This window comes from Achromobacter sp. KK8 (assembly GCF_054188005.1).
Map to the genome: position 1 here is coordinate 6,109,986 of NZ_CM135178.1, position 24,665 is coordinate 6,134,650.

General features: G+C 65.7%; 17 protein-coding genes, 1 tRNA gene and 2 pseudogenes. 15 read left to right on the top strand and 5 right to left on the bottom strand.

The genetic code is table 11. The features are described 5' to 3' along the window. Positions 1-222: 222 nt before the first annotated feature. A complete protein-coding gene (locus ACVN9Z_RS27985; RefSeq protein WP_458212888.1) occupies positions 223-3,570 on the top strand; it encodes an autotransporter family protein in 3,348 nt (1,115 codons plus the stop codon). A 22-nt stretch (positions 3,571-3,592) separates the two neighbouring features. On the opposite strand, the gene ACVN9Z_RS27990 is transcribed toward ACVN9Z_RS27985, so the two are convergent. From ACVN9Z_RS27990 to ACVN9Z_RS28000, 3 genes are all read right to left on the bottom strand, one after another. Then, a complete protein-coding gene (locus ACVN9Z_RS27990; RefSeq protein ID WP_233639680.1) occupies positions 3,593-6,829 on the bottom strand; it encodes a hybrid sensor histidine kinase/response regulator in 3,237 nt (1,078 codons plus the stop codon). Between the two features lie 93 nt (positions 6,830-6,922). Beyond that, positions 6,923-8,197, bottom strand: coding sequence for an EAL domain-containing response regulator (locus tag ACVN9Z_RS27995; protein WP_458212889.1), 1,275 nt, complete (start codon positions 8,195-8,197; stop codon positions 6,923-6,925). Then, entirely contained in the window at positions 8,194-10,971 is a 2,778-nt protein-coding gene (locus ACVN9Z_RS28000) for an ATP-binding protein (protein WP_458212890.1), read from the bottom strand. Before ACVN9Z_RS28000 ends, ACVN9Z_RS27995 begins: the two co-directional genes overlap by 4 nt. A gap of 551 nt (positions 10,972-11,522) precedes the next feature. Between ACVN9Z_RS28000 and ACVN9Z_RS28005 the strand changes: the two genes are divergently transcribed. From ACVN9Z_RS28005 to ACVN9Z_RS28070, 14 genes and pseudogenes are all read left to right on the top strand, one after another. Then, on the top strand, positions 11,523-11,930 hold the full coding sequence (locus tag ACVN9Z_RS28005; RefSeq protein ID WP_006387686.1) for a hypothetical protein: 408 nt from the start codon (positions 11,523-11,525) through the stop codon (positions 11,928-11,930). 74 nt (positions 11,931-12,004) lie between these two features. Further along, positions 12,005-12,346 (top strand): hypothetical protein, encoded by a 342-nt coding sequence (locus ACVN9Z_RS28010; RefSeq protein ID WP_024069848.1) that lies wholly within the window; start codon positions 12,005-12,007, stop codon positions 12,344-12,346. Positions 12,347-12,630: 284 nt separating this feature from the next. Beyond that, a complete protein-coding gene (locus ACVN9Z_RS28015; protein ID WP_112957838.1) occupies positions 12,631-13,356 on the top strand; it encodes a c-type cytochrome in 726 nt (241 codons plus the stop codon). Continuing rightward, positions 13,353-14,390 (top strand): c-type cytochrome, encoded by a 1,038-nt coding sequence (locus ACVN9Z_RS28020; protein WP_054516222.1) that lies wholly within the window; start codon positions 13,353-13,355, stop codon positions 14,388-14,390. Before ACVN9Z_RS28015 ends, ACVN9Z_RS28020 begins: the two co-directional genes overlap by 4 nt. 53 nt (positions 14,391-14,443) lie before the next feature. Next, on the top strand, positions 14,444-15,418 hold the full coding sequence (locus tag ACVN9Z_RS28025) for a P-type ATPase (RefSeq protein WP_054518327.1): 975 nt from the start codon (positions 14,444-14,446) through the stop codon (positions 15,416-15,418). Then, on the top strand, positions 15,415-15,576 hold the full coding sequence (gene ccoS / locus ACVN9Z_RS28030) for a cbb3-type cytochrome oxidase assembly protein CcoS (protein WP_026382396.1): 162 nt from the start codon (positions 15,415-15,417) through the stop codon (positions 15,574-15,576). The genes ACVN9Z_RS28025 and ccoS overlap by 4 nt, the downstream gene beginning before the upstream one ends. A gap of 76 nt (positions 15,577-15,652) precedes the next feature. Then, positions 15,653-17,119, top strand: coding sequence for a cytochrome-c oxidase, cbb3-type subunit I (gene ccoN, locus ACVN9Z_RS28035; RefSeq protein WP_458212891.1), 1,467 nt, complete (start codon positions 15,653-15,655; stop codon positions 17,117-17,119). Positions 17,120-17,129: 10 nt separating this feature from the next. Beyond that, a complete protein-coding gene (gene ccoO / locus ACVN9Z_RS28040; RefSeq protein WP_054441695.1) occupies positions 17,130-17,855 on the top strand; it encodes a cytochrome-c oxidase, cbb3-type subunit II in 726 nt (241 codons plus the stop codon). Beyond that, positions 17,855-18,031, top strand: coding sequence for a cbb3-type cytochrome oxidase subunit 3 (locus ACVN9Z_RS28045; protein WP_458213528.1), 177 nt, complete (start codon positions 17,855-17,857; stop codon positions 18,029-18,031). Before ccoO ends, ACVN9Z_RS28045 begins: the two co-directional genes overlap by 1 nt. Next, on the top strand, positions 18,028-18,981 hold the full coding sequence (ccoP, locus tag ACVN9Z_RS28050; protein ID WP_054473875.1) for a cytochrome-c oxidase, cbb3-type subunit III: 954 nt from the start codon (positions 18,028-18,030) through the stop codon (positions 18,979-18,981). The genes ACVN9Z_RS28045 and ccoP overlap by 4 nt, the downstream gene beginning before the upstream one ends. A gap of 10 nt (positions 18,982-18,991) precedes the next feature. Beyond that, positions 18,992-20,482, top strand: a pseudogene (ccoG, locus tag ACVN9Z_RS28055) (cytochrome c oxidase accessory protein CcoG). Positions 20,483-20,504: 22 nt separating this feature from the next. Beyond that, positions 20,505-20,738 (top strand): hypothetical protein, encoded by a 234-nt coding sequence (locus tag ACVN9Z_RS28060; RefSeq protein WP_054448781.1) that lies wholly within the window; start codon positions 20,505-20,507, stop codon positions 20,736-20,738. Between the two features lie 475 nt (positions 20,739-21,213). After that, a complete protein-coding gene (locus tag ACVN9Z_RS28065; protein ID WP_054448782.1) occupies positions 21,214-22,998 on the top strand; it encodes an NACHT domain-containing protein in 1,785 nt (594 codons plus the stop codon). A 239-nt stretch (positions 22,999-23,237) separates the two neighbouring features. Then, the gene (locus ACVN9Z_RS28070) at positions 23,238-23,525 is read left to right on the top strand and encodes a hypothetical protein (RefSeq protein ID WP_024069855.1); all 288 of its coding nucleotides are present in this window, start codon (positions 23,238-23,240) and stop codon (positions 23,523-23,525) included. 81 nt (positions 23,526-23,606) lie between these two features. Here the strand turns inward: ACVN9Z_RS28070 and ACVN9Z_RS28075 are convergent. Together ACVN9Z_RS28075 and ACVN9Z_RS28080 are read right to left on the bottom strand one after the other, a co-directional pair. Further along, positions 23,607-24,323, bottom strand: a pseudogene (locus tag ACVN9Z_RS28075) (phage portal protein); the annotation flags it as partial. 179 nt (positions 24,324-24,502) lie between these two features. Continuing rightward, a tRNA-Ser gene (locus ACVN9Z_RS28080) sits at positions 24,503-24,595 on the bottom strand. Positions 24,596-24,665: the final 70 nt, after the last annotated feature.

The window sequence follows — 24,665 nt, forward strand, 5'->3', positions numbered from 1 at the left end:
CCCGTTTTCAATTCATTACTTCTCCTTCCAATCTATACAGCGCTTCTAAGAATCGTCTTATTTTTCTGCGCGCTTCCGAAACGCACCATGGACGCTACTGCCACGTCATCGCCTTTGTCCGATACGCACCAGTACGCTTCAGTGGCCGCCGTTTCGTCCGGGGCCCGGATCTGATCGATAAAAGTGTATGGGGTTGCCAAGGCCAAGGGCCAAGGAGCCCCTATGCACTGTCCCCTCAACCCCATCATGCTCGGGTTGCTTGCCCTCACGCTGCCCGCCCTTGCCGGCTCGGCCGACGCCGCCGAACGCGGCCAGGTGCTGGTCAACGACGCCGCCGGCGCGACGCAGCTGATGCTCGGCGACGGCGACACCGCCACCTATGCCGGCGCCGGCGCCGCCATCGATGTCGCGGTGGCCGGCAACACGGTGCGTGGCGCCGGCATCACCGTCACGGCCGGATCGGCCTCCGCCCGCAGCACCATCGGCGTGCGCGCCAGCGCCGGCGGCAAGGTGACGCTGTCGGACAGCGCCATCAAGACGCTGGGCGACGGCCAGGGCGCGCATGCCCTGGCCGCCAGCGGCGCCGGCAGCGTGGTCAGCGTGAGCGGCAGCGACGTCAGCACCCAGGGCACGTATTCTCACGGCGCCTACGCGCAGTCCGGCGGCCGCATCGAACTGGACGGCGGCACCATCACCACCACCAATAGCGGCAGCCGCGGCCTGAGCGCCGAGGGCGCCGGCTCGGTCATCGTCGCCCGCGACGTGGTCCTCTCCACCGCCGCGTACAACGCCGGCGGCGCCTATGCCGAAAACGGCGCCAGCATCACCTTGCATGGCGGCAAGATCACGACCACGGGCAATTACGGCGACGGCATCAGCGTGCGCGGCGCCAATGCCCTGGTGTCCGTGTACGGCACCGAGATCAACGTGGGCGCCGGCGTCGGTGCGCGGCTCGAGGGCGGCCGCTTCGTGATGGACGGCGGCAGCCTGACCGCCGGCGGCTCGGCGGTGATGCTCAGCTCGGGCACCGGCGCCGCGTCCAGCGTCGACATCCGCAACGCCACCCTGACGTCCACCGGCGACTTTGGCTATGGCATCAACATCAACGCCAAGGATACCTCCGCGGCGGTCGAGAACGTTTCGATCTCGGCGCTGGGCTACTACGGCACCGGCGTCTGGCTGCCGTCCACCGGCACCTCGTTCACGGCCACCGGCTTTGATCTCACCTCGTCCCATGTGGGCGTGGACAACCGCGCGGGCCAGGTCTCGCTGGTCGACGGCAACGTCACGACCCGCGATGCCAATGCCCACGGCCTGTATGTATCCCGCGAATACGGCAGCTCCGCCACCATCAAGGCCACCAAGGTCAACGTCAAGACCCGTGGCGACGGCGCGGTCGGGGTGCTGGCGCGCGCCAGCGGCGCCGCCATCGAACTGCTGGACGCCAGTGTGACCACCGAGGGCGCCAGCGCCTATGGTCTGTTCGCCAGCGGCTCCGGCGTCAGCCTGTCGGCGCGCAACACCCAGGTCAGCACCAGCGGCGCCAACGCGACCGGCCTGTCGGTCAGCAACCGCGCGGCGGTCACGCTGGACAACACCGGCTTCACGCTGGCCGGCGCGGGCGCCCATGGCATCTGGAGCTACGTCACCGCCGCCGGTGTCAGCAACACCGTCACGCTGCGCAATGGCAGCCGCATCGACACCCAGGACGGCGTTGGCCTGCTCGCCTCGGGCGGCGGCCATACTTTCCTGGTCTCCGACTCGGATATCACCGCGCGCGCCGGCGGCGATGTCGGCAGCGGCGTGCTGCTGCACTCGCGCGCGGTGACCGTAACCAGCGGCGGGGTATCCACCGTCATCGAAAGCGAACAGGTCACGCTCGACGCCACCAACGCCCGGCTCACGGGCGACGTGCTGGCCGACAGCGGCACGGTGGACGTGTCGCTGGCGAACGGCTCGACGCTGAACGGCGCCCTGGTGCAGCGCGGCACGGGCCGCATCAACGGCCTGACGCTGGATGGCACCAGCACCTGGATCGTGCGCGGCGATTCCAGCCTGGCCACGCTGTCCAACGCCGGCACCGTCGCTTTCGCGGCCCCGGCGGGCGGCGCCGGCTTCAAGACCCTGACCGTCAACAATTACGTGGGCGGCGGCACACTGGTGCTCAACACACAATTGGGGGATGACGCCTCGCCCACCGACAAGCTGGTGATCGACGGCGGCACAACGTCCGGCAATACCGCGCTGCGCATCGTCAACGCCGGCGGCAGCGGCGGCCAGACCACCTATGGCATTCGCGTGGTCGAAACCATCAACGGCGGCACCACCACGGCGGATGCGTTCCACCTGGACAGTGGCTCCACCGGCTACCGCGCCAGCGCCCGTACCGTGTCGCTCAACGGCTATGACTACAGCCTGGTGCGCGGCGGCAACGGTGCCGTGGCGCCCGACTGGTACCTGACCTCCGACTACACGCCGCCAGTGACGCCGCCCGATCCGGTCGATCCGATCAACCCGACCGACCCCGGCGATCCGACCGGTCCGGTGACCCCGCCGGACCCCGTTCTGCCGGGCGGTCCCGGCTTCAAGAACGTCTCGCCCGAAAGTGGCGCCTATGCCGGCAACCGGCTCGCCGCCACCCGGCTCTTCACCCACAGCCTGCATGACCGCGTGCCAGCCTATGCCGACGGCGACGCCGACGCCCGCCATGGCCGCGGCCTGTGGGCGCGCGTGCAGGGCCGCCATGACAGCGGCCTGCGCATGTCCGAGGGGCGTGTCGACGTCGACACCGACAGCGCGATGGTGCAACTGGGCGGCGACCTGCTGAAGGCGCCGCTGGGCCGGGAAGGCGCCCTCTATGCGGGCCTGATGGGCGGTTATGGCGACGCGCGCTCGCGTTCGGTATCGACCCTGATGCTGCCGGGCGCCACGCAGTCGACCCATGCCCGCGCCCGCGGCAAGGTTTCCGGCTATGCCGGTGGCGTCTACGGCACCTTCTATGCCAACGACCTCACCCGCCTGGGCGCCTACGCCGACACATGGATCCAGTACGGCCGCTACACCAACCAGGTCAGCAGCGAACTCGGGTCGGTGCGCTACCGCTCGAACGTCTGGAGCGCCTCGCTCGAAGGCGGCTATGCCCTCAAGCCCTTCGCCGCCGGGTCGGCGCTGGAAGCCCTGGTGATCGAACCGAACGCGCAACTGGTCTACAGCCGCTACCGCGCCCAGGACGCCACGCTGCAAGGCACCCGCATGCGCAGCGGCGACAACGGCAGCTGGCAGTCGCGCGTCGGCGTGCGGCTCTATCCGCAGGTCACGCCGCGGCCGGGCAAGAGCAGCGTTCGCCCGTTCCTGGAGACCAACTGGCTGCACCGCAGCGACGATCCGACCGTGCGCATGGGCAGCACCACGCTGCAGGCCCAACCCTCGCGCAACGCCCTCGAGCTGAAGGTGGGCGCGGAGGGCCGGGTGGGCAAGGCGGTGCAGGTGTCCGGCCACCTCTTTGGCCAGACGGGCAGCCACAGCCAGCACGGCTATGGCGGCATGTTGAATGTCAGCTATCGCTGGTGACCGCGTGCCGGGGCGGCCGACGTCAGAGTTCGGCCAGGGTCTGCCTGAGCGATACCGCCAGGGCGGTCAGCAACGCCCTCACCGCGTCGTTCAGGCCATCGACCACCAACCGGTCCTCGGCGCTTTCGGCCTGCTGGTACAGATCCATCGCCTGCACCGCGGCGAATCCGCCGCGCATGCGATGCAGCACGGCGCGCAGGTCGCGCGCGTTGCCATCGGCCTCGGCCTGTTCCATGCGCGCGAGGTCCTGGGTCATGGTTTCCAGGAACACCTCGCGGTACTTGCCGACGATGGGCGGCGCGGCGCGCGGGCTCGCGGCCTCGGCCGCGCCGGCCGTCGTCCGGGGCGCCGCCGGCTCGCCGCGAACGGCGCGCAGCTGGCTCCACAGCAGGCTCAGCTTGATCGGCTTGACCAGCCAGTTGCTCATGCCCGCCGCCTTGCAGCGGGCCTCTTCGTCCTTGAGCGCATTGGCCGTGACGCCGATGATGGGCACGGTCACGCCCTGCGCGCGCAACGCGCCGGCCAGTTCGTAGCCGTTCATGCGAGGCATGTTGACGTCGGTCAGCACCACGTCGAACGGCTCGATGTTCCATTGCGCCAGCGCCTCGGCGCCATCCGGCGCCAGCGTCACCTGGCAACCCAGTTGCTCCAGCTGATCGCACATCGTCACCTGGTTGATCGGGTTGTCCTCGGCCACCAGGATACGCAGGTTCAATGGCGCGTAGTGAGGCGTCGCCGTGTCCTTGGCGGTATCGGTATCGCCGCGCGCCCATCGCTCGAGCGCGAAGCCGATGCTGGACAGGTAGTGGCGGTCGGCGCGGTACAGCGCGGTGCCGCGCACGTCGCGGCCGCCGGCCGAGACCACCGGCCCCCGCCATTCGGTCGGCGCCGCCGCATCGCCGACGATGTGCACGTCGACCAGCACGCCGTCGCTGTCCTCGTCGCGCGCGATGACCGCCGGCGCGACGCTGGCCTGCGCGCCCCAATAGGCCAGCCACTGGCAGATGTTCTCGCTCAGCTCCTTGCGCGCGCTGCGCACGTAGACGCGCAATCCGTCCAACCGCGGCGACGGCCCGGGCGGAGGCTCGGCCGTATCCAGGTCGATGGCGATCGAAAAACTGCTGCCCAATCCCAATTCACTGGTCACTTGGATCGTACTCCCCATCAATTCGGCCAGGCGCGCGCAGATCGACAGACCGATGCCCGCGCCTCGCACCAGGTGCGATCCGCTATCGATCTGGTAGAACGGCTCGAACAGGCAGACCTGGTTTTCGGCGCTGATGCCGACGCCACTGTCGACCACCTGGAAATGCAGGCGGGCGCGGCCGTCCGGCAGGACCTCGGCGCGCAGCCGCGCCACCACATGGCCGGAATCGGTGAACTTGATGGCGTTGTTGACCAGGTTGTTGAGTATCTGCCGGATACGGCCGCCGTCGCCCACCACCCACGCCGGCGTCGAGGTATCGATACAGCTGTAGATGACCAGCCCCTTCTGTTCGGCCATGCCGGCATAGGAGGCGACGCAATGCTGCACCAGCTCGCGCGGATCGAAGCCGTCCATCTCGAGCCCCAGCTGGCCGGACTCGATCTTGGTGATGTCGAGGATGTCGCTGATCAACTGCTGCAGGATCACCGACGAGTCCTGAATGCGGTCGACATGCCGGCGCTGCTCGTCGTCCAGGTGGGTCAGCGACAGCACTTCGAGCGTGCCGAGCACGCCATACAGGGGCGTGCGGATTTCGTGGCTCATGGTGGCCAGGAAGGTCGACTTGGCCTCGTTGGCGCGGTCGGCCTGTTGCTTGGCCTGCGCCAGCGTGTGTTCCATTTCGGCGCGCGCGCTGATGTCGGCGAAAGCACACAGCACCACGTCCTGCTTCTTGTAGCGCGTGGGCGCAAAGGCCACGAACAGCGGCCGCCCCTCGTGGGTGCGGAAGGTCTCGATGGTGCCCGGCCTGGAGGCGCCCAGGACCTGGCGCAGCAGCTTGTTGGCTTCCGGCGAATCCCGCGGCTGCTCGCCCACGGCGATGCCCAGCCACTGGATGGCCAGCGCGTTGCCGAACACCACGCGGCCGTCGAGCCGCGACAGCACGCACAGCGCCACCGGCGCGGTATCGAGCACGGTGCGGTTGAACTCCTCGCTCTCGACCATGTCGAGGTGGGCGATTTCAGCCGGCTGGATGACGCGCCGGTTGTACCAGAGCAGGTAGACCGCGCCCGCCGCCAGGCCGAGCCCGAGCATCAGCAGGACCGTGATCGGCAGCCACATGTTGGCGCGGAAGAAGCTGCCGTAGTTCAGCTTGTAATAGCCGGTCCAGCTGCCCGTCCGATCGGCGATGCGCAGCACCAGCCCGTCGCCGCCGAAATGGAAGCCGGGCTGCCCGACCGCGGGCGGCGCGCCCTCGCCGATGAGTACGCCGGTGCCCTTGTGCTGCAACCAGAACTGGTCGTACAGCGGCTCGCGCAGGATCTGCTCTGAAATGCTGACCCGGCCGCGGCTCAGCAGCGACACGGCATAGACGCTGCGCCGCGCCGTGAGGGTGCCGTCGCGGGTGTTCAGCGGCAGCGTCACCGGCAGCATGCCGATCAGCATGTCGGGCAGGTCGGCGTCCCGCAGCCAGGTGACCCGCGGGCCCTCGCCATGGGAACGGTCTTCCGGATCGGCGCCGCCGGCCGCCCGCCCCACCGCGTCCACCACCGACAGGAAGGTCTGCCGCGTCAATGGCTCGAAGCCGGACACCGTGGAGATGGCCGGCACGCTCAGGCTGAGCTGCTGGCTCGGCGAAATGATGAACAGCGGCGCCGCCGGATACACCGAGGCGGCCCAGCGGGTGGAATAGAAGTCGGACAGGTAGCCGCCGATGCCGGTGAAGACGCCGTCGACCACCGGGCAGGCATCGGGGCTCTGGCACAACAGCGAAAACGGCATCGCGGCGATGGCGTGCTGGCCGTCGAAGAACTCCCCGGCGGCCCGGTCGAAGCCTGGCGTTTCCCTGACGGGCGTGGCCGTCACCAGCCGCCGGCCATCGGGGTTCAAGCCCTGGGCGTGCAGGCTCTGCAACACGGTCTCGTGGGCGTGGATATAGCCGACCAGCACGGAGAAGTCGATGCGCAGCTTTTCCTCTTCCTGCTGCAGGATGCGCTGGGCGCCCCAATACAGCACCCCGCCGAGCACCAGCAGCAGGGGCAGCACGCCGAACAGCGCGATGTTCAACCGACGGGAAGCGCGTATGACTTTTATTAGCGGCGTATCCAGTTTCATAGGAGCATCGAGCGGGGACGAACGAGAGTCGAACGGGGAGCGAAAGAGCGTCAGGCCGGCTTCTGGCGGCCGCGGTCGGACTGCCCGGTGATTTCAGTGCCCACGGGCGCCGTGGCGGCGGCGCGCCGCCGGTTGGCCATGGACGGCGCCCGCCAGTTCGGCGGGCGTGGGCTCGTTGTCCAGCAATTCGTTGAACGCCGCCAGGTCGACGGCTGCCGAGATCAGGAAGCCCTGCACGCAATCGCAGCCGATCTGGCGCAGGAATTGCAGGTCTTCCATGGTCTCGACCCCCTCGGCGGTGACCTGCAACCCCAATTGCCGCCCGAGCTGCACCGATGACACCAGCGCGGCCGCCCGGACCTCGTCCTTGGTGGCCCCATGGACGAAAGCGCGGTCGATCTTCAGTTCGGTAAACGGCGTGGAGATGAGGCTGTACATCGAACTATAGCCCTTGCCAAAATCATCCTGCGACAAGCCGAATCCCTTCAGCCGCAAGCGGCTGGCGCCCATGTAGTAATTGCCGGGCGCCACCGTCATGTCGTCTTCCAGGAGTTCGAATGTTACGTCTTCGGCCGGAATGCCGCCATGGGTGACAAGGCGGTGCAGTTCGTCGGGCAGTTGCGGGCGATCCAGCAGGCTGACCGGCAGGTTGATCGACACCGGGACGCGGAAGCCGCGCCGGCGCCAGATGCGATAGGCGGCCAGGCTGTCTTCCAGCATGCGCGTCAGCAGCTCGTAGTCCAGCCCGTACTCGCGCAGCGTGCGCAGGAACGAGCCCGGCAGCATCAGGCCCAGCCCGCGATGCCGCCAGCGCACCAGCGCCTCGGCGCCGACGATGGTGCCGGAGGACAGGGATTTCTTGGGCTGGAACCAGGCCTGGATGCTGCCATCGCGCAAGGCGGATTCGACACTGGCCCGGTCCAACAGGCCTTCGGTGTCGCCGCGATGGGCCTGCGGCTCCTGGGCATCGTCGGGCGCGCGACGCCGCAGGCGGTCCGCCAGGCTGGCGATCTGCTCGCCGGTGACGGGTTTGACGAAGGTGCCGAGCATCGAGAAGCCGTTTTCCTTGGCCATCAGCCCGACGCTGTTGGCCATGCGCCGCGAACAAGCGGTGACGACGGCAAGGATGGGCCGCAGGTTCAGGCGCGCCAGTTCATGGATGAACTGCACGCCGTCCATGCCGGGCATGCTGATGTCCATGAGCACCAGGTGGTAGCCTTCGGCGCTGATGCGGTCGAGCGCGGCGCCGGCGCTTTCGACGGTATCCACATGCCCGAAGCCGGCCTGTTGCAGCATGTCCTTGAGATGCAGGCATTGCAACGCGTGGTCGTCCAGGACAAGCACTTTGTAATCGGAGAGCTGTTTCACTTCATATCCTTTGCGATGCCGTGCAGGGTCTGGGCCAGGACCATGAAGGGCAGGGGCTTGCACAACACCTGGGTCATGCCCGCGGCCACTCCGCGCTGCGCGATCTCGGCGGCCGAACTGGAAGTCAGGCCGATGAGGGGGCCGTCGTAGCCGCCCTCGCGCAGCGCCCGCGCCAGTTCGTAGCCGTTGACCACGGGCATGTTCAGGTCGGTCAGGGCCAGGTCGAACCGTTCGCCGCGCCAGCGTTGCAGGGCCTCTTCGCCATTGCCGGCCAGCGTCACGGCGCATCCGAGATGCTCGAGTTGCTCGCGCAGGATCAATTGGTTGATGACGTTGTCCTCGACGACCAGGATGCGCAGGTCGAGCGGCCCCTGTTTGGCGCCGTCGGCCCCCAGCGCGCCGGGTTCGACGCCGTCCTGCGCCATCTGTACGGCGCGGCAGATGCTGACCGGGTTGAATGCGCTGGCCACGCCGGCGCCGCCGGTGGCGGCCATGAAGGCGCCCTGGCCGGCGCCGGGCGCCAGCACCCGCACCCGCTGGTGTTTCCAGCGCGGTTCGGGCACCGCCGGCGGCCAGGTCTGCACCAGCACCGCGCCATCGGGTTCGACGCCGTCCGCCTGCCTGCGATAGGGCAAGGCGTTGGCGCCGCAGGCGGCCAGCCAGCCGCGCACGTTGTCGACCACCTCCGGCACCGCGCCGTCCACGTATACCGGTCGTGGCTGCAGGGTGAGAGGCGGCGCCGCCGCCTGTTCGTCGGTGTCCAGGGTCAGCGAGAACAGGATGCTGGTCCCCAGGCCTTCCTCGCTGACGACCGACAGCGAGCCGCCCATCAGGTCGGACAGGCGCCGGCAGATCGTCAGCCCCAGGCCGGTGCCGGCAACATCGCAATCCTGCGCCGCGGGCGCGCGGAAATAAGGCTCGAACAGCCGCGCGCGGTGGGTTTCACAAATGCCGGGGCCGGTATCGGCCACCTGGAAGCGCAGATGCGTGCGTCCCGGCCCCTCGGCGGTGGCGCTGGCGCGCAGCACGACCCGTCCGGCTTCGGTGAACTTGACGGCGTTGCTGACCAGGTTGTTGAGGATCTGCAGGATGCGGATCGAGTCGCCCAGCGCCGAGGCCGGCATGCCGACCTCGGTGATGGCGTAGACGTCCAGGCCCTTGGCGCGAGCGCGCGCCGCGTAATTGGCCACCACCTGCTCGACCAGGTCCGCCGGCGAGAAGGCGCTGATTTCGAGCTCTTCATGGCCGGCCTCGATGCGCGACAGGTCGAGCGTGCCGTTGATGGTGCGCAGCAGGGTCGACGAAGACTGCTGGATGGTGTTCAGGTACTGTTCCTGCTGTCCGGTCAGGCCGGTCAGGGCCAGCAGTTCCAGCGTGCCCAGGATGCCGTACAGCGGCGTGCGGATTTCGTGGCTGATGGTGGCAAAGAACATGGCCTTGGATTCGCTGGCGCGATCGGTGGCCAGCTTGGCCTGGCGCAAGGCATGCTCGACCTTCTTCTGCGCGGTGATGTCGCTGATGCCGCACAGCACGACGTCCTCGGATTGATAGGTGGTGGCGGCGAACGCCACGTAGGCGCTGCGGCCGTCCTTGAGGGTGTATTCGCCGCCGCCGGTTTCGATGCCGGCCCCCAGCAGGGCCTGGCGCCAGTGGTCCTGTTCGCCAAGCCATTGCCGCGCCGCCGCGTTCGACAGCAGCAGTTCGCCATCCTTGCGCCGCAGCAGGCACAACCCCACCGGCGCCACGTCGACGATCTTGCGGTTCAGCGCCACACTGTCGACCAGGGCCTCGTACTGCCGCAGCGCGGGTTTCACCAACCGGTTGCGGATGTGGCGCACCGCCAGCAGCACGATGACGATCAGCAACGCCGCCACCGCGCCGGCGGTCCAGAACGCCACGGCGCCATCTTCGAGCAGGTCGCCGATGGGCACGTAGTACGCCAGCCGCCAGCCCGCCTCGCCGACCGACTTGACCAGCACCAGCGTCTGCGGCCACCAACTTTCGCCGCGCAGCCGGAACGAATCGCTCGACAGGTAGGCGGGCGTTTCCTCGACCCGCGGCGGCAGCGTGCCGCCATGCAGCGCCATGGCGCCGTTGCCGTCGTACAGGGCATAGCCGGCGCCGCCGCTGGCGCATTCGGTTTCGCCGACGACCGCGCCCAGGCCGCCGACCTCGAGTCCGATCCAGGTGCGTTCATCGCCGGTGACGTCGGCCGGGGTATAGAGGAATAGGCGATTGGCCTCGTCCATGGGCGGGCGCAGCCAGACGATCGGATTGCGGCCGTCGGGCCCCGGTTGCGCGCTGCGCAGCCGCAACGCCTGCGCCAGCCAGCGCGCGGTGGCGTCGGACATGGGCGTGGCGCCGGCGTCGGACCGCAGCGACAGGCGCGTGACCGTGGCATTGGCGGGCGAGGCATAGACGACGTGCGCGCGCAATTGCGCCACGTTGGCGCGGTCGCGCGGCGTCAGGATCAGCGCCCATTCATAGGTGCCACCGGCATCGACCAGCGGCGCCACGCTGATCTGGCCGGTGGCGCCGAAGGTCCGGGGAGTATCGGCGACCGACATGCGGTCGGTGTTGCGCACCGCCGAGGCGGCCACCGAACGCAACAGCGACTCGCGCTGGTCGAAATACAGCTGCGCGTTGTAGGCGCCGGCGTTCATGCGGCGGCGGTATTTGGAGACTTCGCCGGTAAACGCGCCATAGGCGTACAGCGCCGTTCCCACCAGGATGCAAGCCGCGAGCGCCACGGCAAACATGTGCAGAAGAAGCATAGGCAGGCCTGGGGCCGCCGCCGTCAATGCTTCCCGGGAACGGGGATTCAAGATCATGCGTCGATCATAGATTTCCGCTTTGGCGGCCAAGCCAAGAATATTCTCAAAGCGTGGGAGAGGACCCGCCCCCGGCACGCGCCGCGCCGCCCCGCCTTGTTTCGGCCCGGGGAAAGCCCGCCGCGCCAGCGCCCTGGGCCACGTCGCAATCGCCTCCCCCCTGGCGATCCGCCCGGTCCGGCCCGCGGCCCCGTCGCCGTGGTTTTTCGCTCGCTACATGTAACAAAATCAAATAAATCAATTCAGAACAGCCCATCGCCCACCGGCATCGCCAGCCCGGCCAGCGCCCCTTCGCCCGCGCCTCGCCCTATGACGGCCCCCCGCTTTTGCCGAACCTTCCCCGGTGGCAACCCCGGGAAAATGGGTGGAACAATCCGGCGCACCGGGCGGCGGATGTGGAATGCGCGCCACACCCCCTCTCGCCATGGGCGCGACGCGCTGGCATCATGCGGCGCGTAGGGCACCTGTCGAGCATCTGAACAAGGAAAACAAACGTGCGATTCAGTTTTTTCAAGGCCCTGCTGGCCTGCCTGTGCGGCGCCGTGCTGAGCGCCTGCACCACCTGGGACGTGGCGATGATGCGTCACAAGGGCAAGCCCGTGAATGACATCGTGGCCGATTGGGGCGTGCCCGACCGCGTCTATGCCAGCGAAGACCTGCCGATCGGGCAACTGGTCTACATGTGGCAGACCTCCGGCGAAGTCTCCTGGGACGAGGCCGTCGGCACCTTCTACGTGCCTCCGCCCGGCGGCGTCAGCTACGGTTTCGGCAACAACACCGGCACCATCTACCAGCGGCGCACGGGCGTCGCCAGCTGCTACACCATGCTGCACGTCGACGAGAAGGGCATCGTCGTCGGCGGCGAACTCGTCAACAACGGCACGACCTGCAAGATGTGGTGACGGCGGCGCCACGCGGATCGCCCAAGCGCCCCGCCGGCCGGCCTCTCCTCGGACAACCCGCAAGAGACTTCCTGATGATGAACATGAAAGCCACCCACGCCCTAGTCGTTCCCCTGCTCGCCCTGACCCTGCTGGCCGGGCCGGCCCTTGCCGCCGAAAAGAAACCCACCGCGGGCGACATTTCGCGCGCCATCGCCTATGCCGACGTGATGCGCGCCTTCGCCTACAGCAAGCAGGCCACCGAGTTCAAGGAACGCTTCGACAAGATCGGCCCCGGCCCGGACGGACTGGAAGCCATGACCAATGCGGCCAACCTCATGACACTGGCCAACCAGGCCATGCGCGCGGCCTGCGCGCGCGAACCGCATTACGTGGAAAAAGGCATCGAGGCCTTCCGCTGCAGCAAGATCAAGTAGGCGGCCCGACCCGGCAGGGTCGAGGCCGCGCACCAGGCCCCGAACCAGGGCTGCCGCGGATCAAGGCAGGCAGGCGAGGCCGACGACCGGCAGGCCCGCCATAACCCCGCAGGACTCACGTTCCGCGGGGTTTTTTGCGCCTGGACAGGACGGACGGCATCGTCGCGATGCGACGGGCGCGTGCGCGAACGCGATCTTTGTGTCCTACCTTTCGTGCATAGCGGTTCTATGTCGTCGTCTTTGGAAATATAGTCGAGCCAAAATCTTCGGCAGCGTTCCTCCTCATGTCCTCCCGCCTTCTGCCCGGCGCCCGATGGGCGAGCGTGGCGATCTTCTTCGCCAGTGTGTTTTCCGTAGTGCCCGGCACGGTTCATGGCGCGCCTGACGCACTGCTCATCAGCACCCAGGGCGCCAACGGCGCGCCCGCCTGTATGCTCTGCCACGGCGCCCACGGAGAAGGCAACCAGGTCTCCGGCTTTCCCCGATTGGCAGGCGCTGGCGCGGCCTATCTGCAGGAACAGCTTGAGGCCATCGCCAACGGCTCGCGCGTCAGTCCCGTCATGACAACCATCGCCAAGACACTGGAACCGGCGCAACGCGAGGCCGTGGCGCGGTTCTACGCCGCGCTGCCCTCCCCCCTGGACACCGACCGCCTGGCCGCCACGGCGCTGCAGTCTCCCAAACCCGCCGACGTGGGCGCCTGGCTCGCCATTCGTGGCGCCTGGGACAGGAACATACCCGCCTGCAACCAGTGCCACGGCCCCGGCGGCATCGGGGTGGGCGATCATTTCCCAAGCCTGGCGGGCCAGCCCGCCGCCTACCTCGCCGAACAGTTGCGCCTCTGGCGTGAAAACCAACGTCCGCCCGGCCCGCTGGGCTTGATGGCGGCGGTCGCCACGCGCCTGACAGACGCCGAGATCACCGCGGTGTCCGCCTACTACGCCGGCCTGCCCAGGACCGCCGACCCGCTCGCCACGCAAGCCGGCACCGCCGCGAAGGCCAAGCCATGATCCCGCCCTCCTCCCGCCTGCGCCCGCTGCAGGTTGCCGTCCTTGCGCTGCTGGCCATCAGCGCGATTGTCCTGGCCACCGCGATTCGCAACGCGCGCCCGACGTTTCCCACGACTGCCCTTCCTCGCCCGCCAGCCGATGCGCCCGCCGATCGGACGTCAACCGTTGGCCCTGCGGCCGCCGCGCCGCGGCCCGATACCCGCCCCGCTTTCACGCCGCCATCAGCCGCCTCGCTGCCGGACACGGCATTCGGCAAGACCGTGCGCCAGGGCGAGCAGATCTTCCTTCATACGCCGCAGAACGCTCCCCAGTTCGCGGGCAACAACCTGAATTGCTCCAGTTGCCACCTGGACGCCGGCCGCCGCCCCGACGCCGCGCCCATGTGGGCAGCCTACGTGATGTATCCGGCCTATCGCGCCAAGAACGGCCACGTCAATACGCTCGCCGAACGACTGCAGGGTTGTTTCCGTTTCAGCATGAACGGCAAGCCACCCGCGGCCGACGATCCGGTCCTGGTCGCCCTGCAGACCTACATGTTCTGGCTCGCCGACAAGGCGCCCACCGGCGTGCCGCTCAAGGGCCACGGCTATCCGAAGCTGGCGCCGCCGCCGCAGAAGGCCGACTACCTGCGGGGCAGCCAGGTCTACGTCCGGAACTGCGCCGTCTGCCATGGCGACGAAGGCCAGGGTCAGAAGAATGGCGAACACTGGGTCTTCCCGGCCTTGTGGGGGCCCGATTCCTTCAACTGGGGCGCCGGCATGCATCAGCTCAAGAACGCCGCGGGCTTCATCAAGGTCAACATGCCGTTGGGCCGCGGCGGCCTGCTGAGCGACCAGGAAGCCTGGGACGTGGCCTACTTCATGAATGCGCATGAACGCCCGCAAGATCCGCGCTACACCGAGTCCGTGGCCAAGACCCGCGCCAAATACCACGATTCCGAGGATTCGCTGTACGGCCTCGAAGTCAATGGCCACCTGCTTGGCAGCGAGGCGCCGCCGTCCGGAGGCAGGCTGGCGCAGGGCACCGGGCGCTGAGGCCGGATGTCATCGGCCATTGACGATGGAGTCCCAGCCGGCACCGCCACCACATGCGACACCGATCCATTTTCGCGCAGCCCCCGAGCCTGTCCGACGCCGACCGGCGACTGCGCCGGCACGCGTTGCTGCGTCTGTCGCTGGCGTGGCTGGCGATGATGCAGGTGATGATGCTTGCGTGGCCCGGCTACTTGCGCCATGACGGCATCCCCAGGGACGCCCTGGAAACGCTGGACTGGGCCATCGTGCTGATGAACTGGGCCAGCCTGGCCCTGACCTTGCCGGTGGTGCTGTATTCGGCCTGGCCGATCTGGCGCCACGCCGGCGCCAACCTGCGCCAGGGCCGCGCCGGCATGGACGTGCCGGTGGCGCTGGGTATCGTCGCCGCCTTCGTCCCCAGCGTGCATGCCACCTATACGGGCCGCGGCGAGGTGTACTTCGATTCGGTCACCATGTTCGTCGCCTTCCTGCTGACTGCGCGCTACCTGGAACTGTGCGCCCGGCAGTCGTTCGGCGGCCCGACGGGCAGCCAACGGCATGCCCGGGTCGAGGCGCAGCGCCTGCTGCTGGGCGCCAGCGCAGACCGGCTGGCCTCGCGCTTCGTCATGGCGCAGGTGGCGCTGGCGCTGGCCGCGGCGGCCGCCTGGGCCTATATCGATCCGACCCGCAGCCTTCCCGTCATGGTGGCGCTGCTGGTGATGAGTTGTCCCTGCGCCATGTCGATGGCGGTGCCCACCGCCATGGCGTCGGCCCATTCGGCGCTGGCGGCCCATCCGTCGATGTCCGAAGCGGCGCTGGACACGCTGCTGGCCCAGGCGCAGCGCAAGGCGCGCCAGAGCCTGCACGCTGCGCTGGCCTGGCATCTGCTGGTGACGCCGCTGGCGTTGGCTGGCTGGGTCACGCCCTGGCTGGCGGCGATCACCATGCTGGTGTCGTCGTTGGCGGTGGCATGCAACGCGTGGCGGTGGGCCCGCCGCGATTGGTCCGCTGATCTGGCATGCGCCGAAGCGCCGGGGTCCGCCCCATGATCATTCTCTACCTGCTGCTGCCGCTGTCCCTGCTGTTCGTGCTGGTCATCGGCGTGTCGTTGTGGTGGGCGGTATTCAGCGGCCAGTACGACGACACTGACAACGCCGGCGCCGCCATCCTGCGCGACGACGACAGCGGACCGACGGTTCGCGGATGATTCGGATCGAATCCCATATTCATATCGACCCTCATCATTGAAACTTGAGGCTGTTGTTTAAAAAAAGGGGGTGGTAATGGACCATTACTCCGCCATCGCGAGCAAGTCCGACACCTTCAACTACCGTATCGTCCGGCAGTTCGCATTGATCACCGTGTTCTGGGGCATCGTCGGCATGACCGTGGGTGTTTTTCTCGCCGCGCAGCTGATCTGGCCTCAGTTGAATTTCGACACCGCCTGGCTCAGCTACGGCCGCCTGCGCCCGCTGCACACCAACGCCGTGATCTTCGCCTTCGGCGGCAGCGCGCTGTTCGCGACCTCGTACTACGTGGTCCAGCGCACCTGTCAGGCCCGCCTTTTCTGTGACTGGCTGGCCGCCTTCACGTTCTGGGGCTGGCAGGTCGTCATCGTCGGCGCCGTCATCACCCTGCCGCTGGGCTACACCAGCAGCAAGGAATACGCCGAACTCGAATGGCCCATCGACATCCTGATCACGCTGGTCTGGGTGGCCTACGCCATCGTGTTCTTCGGCACCATCGTCAAGCGCCGCGCCAAGCACATCTACGTGGCGAACTGGTTCTTCGGCTCGTACATCCTGACCATCGCCATCCTGCACATCTTCAACAACATCGAGATGCCGGTGACGCTGTGGAAGTCGTACTCCGCCTATGCCGGCGTGCAGGATGCCATGGTGCAGTGGTGGTACGGCCACAACGCGGTGGGCTTCTTCCTGACCACCAGCTTCCTGGGCATGATGTACTACTTCGTGCCCAAGCAGGCCGGCCGTCCCATCTATTCGTATCGCCTGTCGATCGTCCACTTCTGGGCGCTGGCCTTCACCTACATGTGGGCCGGTCCCCATCACCTGCTGTACACCTCGCTGCCCGACTGGACCCAGTCGCTGGGCATGACGTTCTCGCTGATCCTGCTGGCGCCGTCGTGGGGCGGCATGATCAACGGCATCATGACGCTGCAGGGCGCCTGGTACAAGCTGCGCACCGATCCGATCCTGAAGTTCATGGTGACGGCGCTGTCGTTCTACGGCATGGCCACGTTCGAAGGCTCGATGATGGCGATCCGCACCGTGAACGCGCTGTCGCACTACACCGACTGGACCATCGGCCACGTGCACTCGGGCGCGCTGGGCTGGGTCGCGATGATCTCGTTCGGCTCGCTCTACTACCTGATCCCGCGCCTGTATGGCCGCGAAAAGATGCACAGCGTCAAGGCCATCGAACTGCACTTCTGGGTCGCCACCATCGGCGTGGTGCTGTACATCGCCGCGATGTGGATCGCCGGGGTGCAGCAGGGCCTGATGTGGCGCGACACGGCGGCCGACGGCACGCTGGTGTACAGCTTCGTCGAAGAGCTCAAGACGCGGGTGCCGTATTACCTGATTCGTCTGTTGGGCGGCACGCTCTACTTGTCGGGTATCTGGATCATGGCCTGGAACGTGTGGAAGACGGTGAGCGGCGCGAAGGCGGTCAACCCCGCCATTCCGCCGGACACCGCCCACGCCGTCGGCGCGCCGGCCACCGCTTGACGAGGACATCATGGCCAACAAGCAACAAGGTTTTTTCTCCCACCAGACGCTCGAAAAGAACATCGGCTGGATGATCATCGCCAGCATCCTGGTGGTGTCGTTCGCCGGCCTGGTGCAGATCGTGCCGCTGTTTTTCCAGCACAGCACCACGCAGCCGGTGGCGGGGGTCGAACCCTACAGCCCGCTGCGCCTGATGGGGCGCGACGTCTACATCCGCGAAGGCTGTGTGGGCTGCCACTCGCAGCAGATTCGTGTATTGGCGGCCGAAGTGCAACGTTACGGCCCCTACTCGCTGGCCGCGGAGTCCATGTACGACCATCCCTTCCTGTGGGGTTCCAAGCGCACTGGCCCGGATCTGGCGCGCGTGGGCGAACGCTACTCCGACGAGTGGCATCGCATCCACCTTCGCAACCCGCGCCTGGTGGTGCCCGAGTCCAACATGCCGGCCTATCCCTGGCTGGAAAAGACGGTGATCACCGGCCAGAACGTCGAGCAGCGCATGCGCGCGCTGCGGGCCCTGGGCGTGCCGTATACCGACGAAGAGATCGCCGCCGCGCCCAAGGCCATCGAAGGCAAGACCGAAGAGGACGCGCTGGTGGCCTACCTGCAAGGACTGGGCGTGGGCGTGCGCAAGGCGCAGCAGGCCAAGAAGGCCGAAGAAGCCCGGAAGGCCGAAGAAGCCAGGAAGGCGGCGCAGCCCGCTGCCGCCGCGCAACCCGCGGCCACGGGAGGTTGATCATGGCTTACTTGAGCGCAATCGTCACCGCCATCTCGATGGCAACCTTTTTCGGCATCGTCTGGTGGGCCTGCTCGCGCGGCCGCCAGGGCGCCAACAACGAATCGGCGATGCTGCCGTTCGCGCTGCCCGATGAATTCGGGCCGGCACAACAAGACGGAGCGGATCAGCCATGAGCGATTTCGTCAGCGGCTTCTGGGGCTACTTCATCTCCATCGTCGCGGTCGGCGGCGTGGTGTTCTGCGTGACGCTGCTGTACTCGCAACGCCGCTGGCTCGGCGCCAAGCCGGCCGGCGGCCAGGCGGACGACACCGGCCATGTCTGGGATGGCGACCTGACCGAACTGAACAACCCGGTGCCTGGCTGGTGGACCTGGATGTTCCTGTTGGCGTGCGCGGTCGCGCTGGGCTACCTGTTCCTGATGCCGGGCCTGGGAACATACCAAGGCCTGCTGGGCTACAGCAGCGCCGACGAAGTGGCGCGGCAGCAGGCCAGGATGGCCGAGGCCGTGCGCCCGATCTATGCGCGCTTCGAGACCATGACGGTGCCGCAGATCGCCGCGGACGCGGGCGCCCGGGAGATCGGCCAGCGCCTGTTCCTGAACACCTGCGCGCAATGCCACGGCTCCGACGCCAAGGGCGGGCCCAGCTTTCCCAATCTGGCCGACAAGGACTGGCTGTATGGCGGCTCGCCCGACACCATCATGCAGACCATCACTTATGGCCGCGTCGGCGTGATGCCGGCCTGGAAAGCCGCCATCGCCCCCAAGGCTGCCGGCGACATCGCGCAATACGTGCGGTCGCTGTCGGGGCTGGACGCGGATCCGGAGCGGGTATTGCGTGGCCAGCGCGGCTATCAGACCTACTGCATTGCCTGTCACGGTGTCGATGGCAAGGGCAACCAGGTCCTGGGCGCGCCGAATCTGACCGACGAAGTCTGGCTTTACGGCAGTTCGGAAGCGTCCATCGTCAAGACCATCCTGGATGGCCGCGAAAATCACATGCCGGCGCACGGCGACATCCTGACGCCGGTGCAGATCAAGCTCCTGACGGCCTGGGTCTGGGGCCTGTCGAACAAGCCCGACGCGCAGGCGCAGCCGGCCGCGCCCGCCGGCCCGGCCGACTAGGCCTCGCCCCATGGATGATGGGTCAACCGCAAGCGTCAGCAGCTCGCCTGGCGGCGACCCGCCACCCTGGCGGCCGCACGTGCGGCCGCCCCGGCCCGGGCAGGAGACGCTGGAGCAGACCCTGGCCGGCGTGCGCAGCAAGATCTATCCGCGCTCGGTCAGCGGCATCTTCGCGCGCTGGCGCATTGCCTTCGTCTTTCTCACGCAGCTGATCTTCTACGGCCTGCCCTGGCTGCAATGGAACGGCCGCCAGGCCGTGCTGTTCGACCTGGGTGCGCGCAAGTTCTACCTGTTCGGCCTGGTGCTGTGGCCCCAGGACGTGGTCTACCTGGCGGTGCTGCTGGTGATCTCGGCGCTAGCGCTGTTCCTGTTCACCGCCGTGGCCGGACGGTTGTTCTGCGGCTACGCCTGTCCGCAGACGGTCTACACCGAGATCTTCATGTGGATCGAGCGCAAGGTCGAAGGCGACCGCGTCGCCCGCATCCGCCTGGACGAGTCGCCCTGGACCTGGCGCAAGGCGCGCCTGAAGGTCACCAAGCACTTCCTGTGGATCGCGCTGGCCTGGTGGACCGGCTCGACCTTCATCGGCTACTTCGCGCCGATCCGCGAACTGGGCCACGAGCTGTTCGCGCTGCAGCTGGGGCCGTAGCAATGGTTCTGGATGGTGTTCTACGGTTTCGCCACCTGGGGCAACGCCGGCTTCATGCGCGAGTCGGTGTGCAAGTACATGTGCCCGTACGCGCGTTTCCAGAGCGTGATGGTCGATCCCGACACCTTCGTGGTGACCTACGACAAGCGTCGCGGCGATCCGCGCGGCGGCCGTTCGCGCAAGGTCGACCACAAGGCCGCGGGGCTGGGCGACTGCGTCGATTGCAGCCTGTGCGTGCAGGTGTGCCCGACAGGCATCGACATCCGCGACGGGCTGCAATACATGTGCATCGGCTGCGGCGCCTGTATCGACGCCTGCGAGCAGGTGATGGACAAGATGCAGTACCCGTCCGGGCTGATCCGCTACACCTCGGAGCGGGCGATGCTGGAAGGGCTGTCGACCCGGAGCGCGCGCTCGCACCTGCTGCGCCCGCGCGTGCTGATCTACGGCACGCTGATCCTGGGGCTGGCGGTGGCATTCGTGGTGTCGCTGACGCTGCGCAACCCGCTGCGGGTGGACGTGATCCGCGATCGCGGCGTGCTGGGGCGCGAGGTGGCCGGCGGCATGATCGAGAACGTGTATCGGCTGCAGATCATCAACACCTCGGACTCGCCGCTGCGTTTACGGCTGTCGGCCGACGGCATGCCCGGACTGGCGGTGCGCGCCGGGCAGGGCGAGTCGGACGTGGTGGATGTCGAGGCGGCGGCCAACAAGCTGGTGCCGATGGTGATCCGCGCGCCGGCCGGGGCCGAGCCGGGCGCGCACCCGATCACGCTGCGGGCCCGCGCCCACGATCAAGAGAACCGGCCGGTCGAAACCGACGAAGCCGCGAGTTTTTATGTCCCCGAGTGATTCCGAACCAAGGATGCCGACGATGAATACCGCCCCTGTTGCCGTGCCACCGATGGCCAAGCCCTGGTACCGCGAACCCTGGCCGTGGTTCCTGATGGCCGGGCCGTTCCTGGCGGTGGTCGGTTGCGCCATCACGATCTACCTGGCCTTTACGTACTTCGGCAACCAGCCGATCCAGGAAGGCGTGGTCACGCGCGGGCTGGTGATCGAGCAGGTCGATGCGGCATCCTCGCCGCCGGCGCAGGACAGTTTGTAGTTCTTCGGGCCGGGGCCGTGCCAGCGCCTTGGGGTGCGGAGGTATCTGCGAAGATGCCCAAGAACAGGAACGCCAAAGAAAAAACCCGCGGAACTTGCGTTCTGCGGGTTTCTTACCAGCCTGGCAGGCCAGGCTGGAAATCTGGTGGAGATGGTGTCATTACAACAATCATCACAACCCATTGAAAAAACACAACAATAAATCAAATTGGAATATAAATACCCGAAAAAATACCCGTAAATACAGTGTTAGCTGCGAGCAGGCGATGCCCTGACAAAGCCTTAATTACGCCCGAACGCGCCTCCTAGAGATCAAGGCCTCTATGCGCGGGCGATCACCTGGCATACAAGCCGTACAATATGTATCAATTTCTTGTAATTTTAGGTTCCTAAGCTGCCCCCTTGCGCTGTTGGACCGCGCACGGGGCCATATGAATCAGCCATCGAGGCCAGGAAACGTGGAGAACGGATCAAGCATGATCGAAGCACTCATTGCAGGGGGAGTCGCAAATAAGACGATTGACGCGATTTGCGCAAAACTGGCGTCATATGGGGCCAAAAAGTACAGACAATACCAAGCGGCAAAGGTAGTCCCTGACCTGTTCGAACGTATCCAGCAGCTGGACACGGTACAGACGCTTTTTCACGATACCCCCGTGTCGTTGTCCTCGTTCTACTATCCTTCCTCGATCCTCCACAGTGCAACGACTGAGGTCAACCGCCTACGCACTGCAGCCGACGTCGCATCGCTCAAGAACGCGGTTATCACAGGCACAATGGGACAGGGCAAATCCATGCTGATGCGGTGGATTTGTTTGTTGGAAGCCAAAGAGGGAAAAAAAATTCCTGTGTTCATCGAACTTCGAAAGATCGATGAGAGCACCACCATTCTGGACCTACTTGTGCAGGCGCTTTGCTTGCTGGGCTTCAGAGATATCGACCTCCCCACAGTGAGGTACATGTTGGAAGAGGGCTTTCTTAGCATATATGCGGACGGATTCGATGAAGTAAGGCGAGAGTTTGCCCTCCGGACTCAGGGAGAACTTCATAGCCTTACAGTGGAGTATCGAGCCACGCGTTGGGTGATTTCGACTCGACGCGGTAGCCTGTCAAATCATCTTCATGCCATCCCAAGGTTCTCCATATATGAACTGATGCCGCTTGGCGAGGCGGATCTAAAGCCCTTCCTGGAACGAGTTTTAGGGGATGCAGAACAGCGAGAAAGCCTGCTTTCTCAGTTGGCACACACGACCACTAGTATCAAGGGTTTGCTAACCACGCCATTGATGGTAACGCTGCTTGCGGTTCTTTTTAAACGGAGCAACGGAATTCCCGCCAGCATTCACGACTTCTACCTGCAACTTTTTCAAGTTGCAGCCTGGCACCACGACGCATTGAAGCCCTCCTATGTAAGGGAGAGGGCGACCTCATTAAGCACGAGTGAGCTTCAAGACGTCTTCGAGACTTTTACCTTCCTATCCAAGGACCATGGGGTGTCCCTGAGCGACACGCAGTTCAATTCCTGTGCCAGAAAAAGTGCGACGCTCACAAAAAAAGAGTTCGGGCCGGATGGGCTCCGCACCGAACTGACAGAGGGCGTGTGCTTAATGAGCAGGGACGGTCTAAAGACCGCGTTTGTCCATCGGGGGATACAGGAATTTTTCGCAGCATCTTTTATACGGTCTCAGACTGATGGAGAGGTTGTCGCAAAAATATACGCACAGATGCGCGGCAATAAGCTCTCGCAATGGATCCAGGAGCTTTCATTTCTCCAGCACATTGACCAAATCCGATACCTAAAGTACTTGTTTCTGCCGGGGGCCGACGAGTCACTCATGTTCATCGACTACGCGCAGGAAAGTCGTACTAAGGTCAGCAAGGCCAACGTAGTACGCGCGCTTAAGGATATTTTTCATGGCGTATATATCGCCGATTCGCGCAATGCTGAGAAATTCCGCTGGATATTCGTGTTGAACTCGGATTGCCCTTACTACAACCTCACTTCCGATCATCTGTTTGCAAGCCCAGACGATCCGATGATTGCCATGTCTCAAGACGCTAGAGAACGCGTATTCGTTGACGGGGACGGCGGCCGTCTGATGTCAATAACATCTTTCATTCGGGCACAGCCCTCCTTTTTTTCTGACTACCTACGCAGATTTCGGCAGCGAGCCAACTCACTTTACAAGGCTCGGGCTGAAAGTACCCGCGAAATCGAAGCCCGGAAAAATGACTTGAGTTCCATTCTCTTCGGCAATTGACCGCTGATGTCTATCTGGGTTCGCATTCTCCATGCGTCTGTGCTGCGTCGTAATGCGTCGCCTGGCGAGGCCCCAAATCAGCCCACAGAGGCGCTTAAAGCCTGGTGGCAGAGGGTGACGCAGGGGTGAGTCTTTTCTTGCCGATTTAGCGGGCAGGCGTGGAGGGGGGAAGACTGCGCGCCAGAGGTGGTGACGGGTCGGATTACTGTATATTTATACAGTACTTTGAGGTGCCCATCATGACCCTGCTCGACCGTCCCCCACCTACGCCCATGCCTGCGACGCGCATACGCGAGCTGTACGCCCGCAACCCCACCACCGAGACCTGCGCCATGGCCTGGGAAATCTGGCGCCTGCAGCGCGTTCTGATCGCTTTGGAAGCCGGCATGCGAAACGCGGCAAGCCTGCGCCATCGCCAGGATGTGATTGACCAAGTCACCGGCCTGCTGGAATACATCCAGGGCGAACCCTGTCTGACCGAGCCGCTGGCAGTCAAACAGGGGCGCAAGCGCGGCGAGCGTCGGTAAGGGCCAGGCCTGCAGACCACCGCGCGACGCGGGCGAAAAAAAAACCCCGCTGATGCGGGGCTTATGTCTGTGGCTCGGGCGCTACTCGTCGCCTTCTCCTGGGATCGTGTAAGGCTTGAAACGCACAACCTCATCGCCCAGCCAGTCATTGATTTCCAGGAACTTGGCCTGCAGCGGCTCCAGCTCGTTACGCGCGAACACCTTCGCCGCCGATATCGGCGTGCCGAAGCCGCCCGAGTTCGTCGGCACCAGGCCCATGAGCTGCGGCGGCACCCGGTGCGCGGCGAGTACGTCATCGCGCGACACGTTCTTGATGTTGAAAAAGTCATCGCGCGCGGCCACCTCGCTAACCGGGATGATCTGCATGCCGTCTTTCTTGCCGCCGGGCGCATAGACAAAGAGGTTGCGGAAGTTGCCCGGCCCCTTCGAGTTCTTCATCGCCTCACGGATGTCATCGACATAGCCACCGTCCGGCAGCGAGTCTGTCACGTACATGATGAATCCCGCATGACTGCCGTTGTGGTAGTACTTGCGCCGGAACAACGTCGCCGACTCGTTCAACCATGCAGCATTGAGCGCGGCCAGGTACTCGGGCAGGCCATAGATTTCCTGGTTGATGTCCGGCTGCATCAGCTGGCACACCGTGCCGGCGCGGAATTCATGCTCCTGACCGGAGCTGGGCAGAAAGAAGAAGCGGCCAGGCTCTACGCCGCGCCGCGTGTACTTCGCAAGCGCGTGCTTCATCATGATCAGCTTGCCCGTCATGCTGTCCAGCCGCTCCGCGTAGGTGTTGCCGAAGCCATGAGCGACTGCGCCAAGTCAGTAGCACCGACATCGAACTCCAAGCGTTTGTTGCGGGTGTCATCGATAAAGCCGCACCACATATGGCGAGTAGATCTAGCGCGAGCCCAAGAAAAAACCCGCAGAACTTGCGTTCTGCGGGTTTCTTACCAGCCTGGCAGGCCAGGCTGGAAATCTGGCGGAGATGGTGGGATTCGAACCCACGATGCAGTTTTTAGCCACATACTCCCTTAGCAGGGGAGCCCCTTCAGCCTCTCGGGCACATCTCCGAAGAGAACGAGATTCTAGCACGACTTTTTACACCGTTGCCTGCAACAGGGCCGCGGGCGGGAAAAAAAC

Bases quoted from the DNA above. Each gene is read 5' to 3' on its own strand.
- ccoS (WP_026382396.1), top strand. From the start codon at position 15,415: ATGATCATTCTCTACCTGCTGCTGCCGCTGTCCCTGCTGTTCGTGCTG.
- ACVN9Z_RS28020 (WP_054516222.1), top strand. From the start codon at position 13,353: ATGATCCCGCCCTCCTCCCGCCTGCGCCCGCTGCAGGTTGCCGTCCTT.
- ccoN (WP_458212891.1), top strand. From the start codon at position 15,653: ATGGACCATTACTCCGCCATCGCGAGCAAGTCCGACACCTTCAACTAC.
- ccoP (WP_054473875.1), top strand. From the start codon at position 18,028: ATGAGCGATTTCGTCAGCGGCTTCTGGGGCTACTTCATCTCCATCGTC.
- ccoO (WP_054441695.1), top strand. From the start codon at position 17,130: ATGGCCAACAAGCAACAAGGTTTTTTCTCCCACCAGACGCTCGAAAAG.
- ACVN9Z_RS27985 (WP_458212888.1), top strand. From the start codon at position 223: ATGCACTGTCCCCTCAACCCCATCATGCTCGGGTTGCTTGCCCTCACG.
- ACVN9Z_RS28060 (WP_054448781.1), top strand. From the start codon at position 20,505: ATGAATACCGCCCCTGTTGCCGTGCCACCGATGGCCAAGCCCTGGTAC.
- ACVN9Z_RS28015 (WP_112957838.1), top strand. From the start codon at position 12,631: ATGTCCTCCCGCCTTCTGCCCGGCGCCCGATGGGCGAGCGTGGCGATC.
- ACVN9Z_RS27990 (WP_233639680.1), bottom strand. From the start codon at position 6,829: ATGAAACTGGATACGCCGCTAATAAAAGTCATACGCGCTTCCCGTCGG.
- ACVN9Z_RS28025 (WP_054518327.1), top strand. From the start codon at position 14,444: ATGCGACACCGATCCATTTTCGCGCAGCCCCCGAGCCTGTCCGACGCC.
- ACVN9Z_RS28070 (WP_024069855.1), top strand. From the start codon at position 23,238: ATGACCCTGCTCGACCGTCCCCCACCTACGCCCATGCCTGCGACGCGC.
- ACVN9Z_RS28010 (WP_024069848.1), top strand. From the start codon at position 12,005: ATGATGAACATGAAAGCCACCCACGCCCTAGTCGTTCCCCTGCTCGCC.
- ACVN9Z_RS28000 (WP_458212890.1), bottom strand. From the start codon at position 10,971: ATGCTTCTTCTGCACATGTTTGCCGTGGCGCTCGCGGCTTGCATCCTG.
- ACVN9Z_RS28065 (WP_054448782.1), top strand. From the start codon at position 21,214: ATGATCGAAGCACTCATTGCAGGGGGAGTCGCAAATAAGACGATTGAC.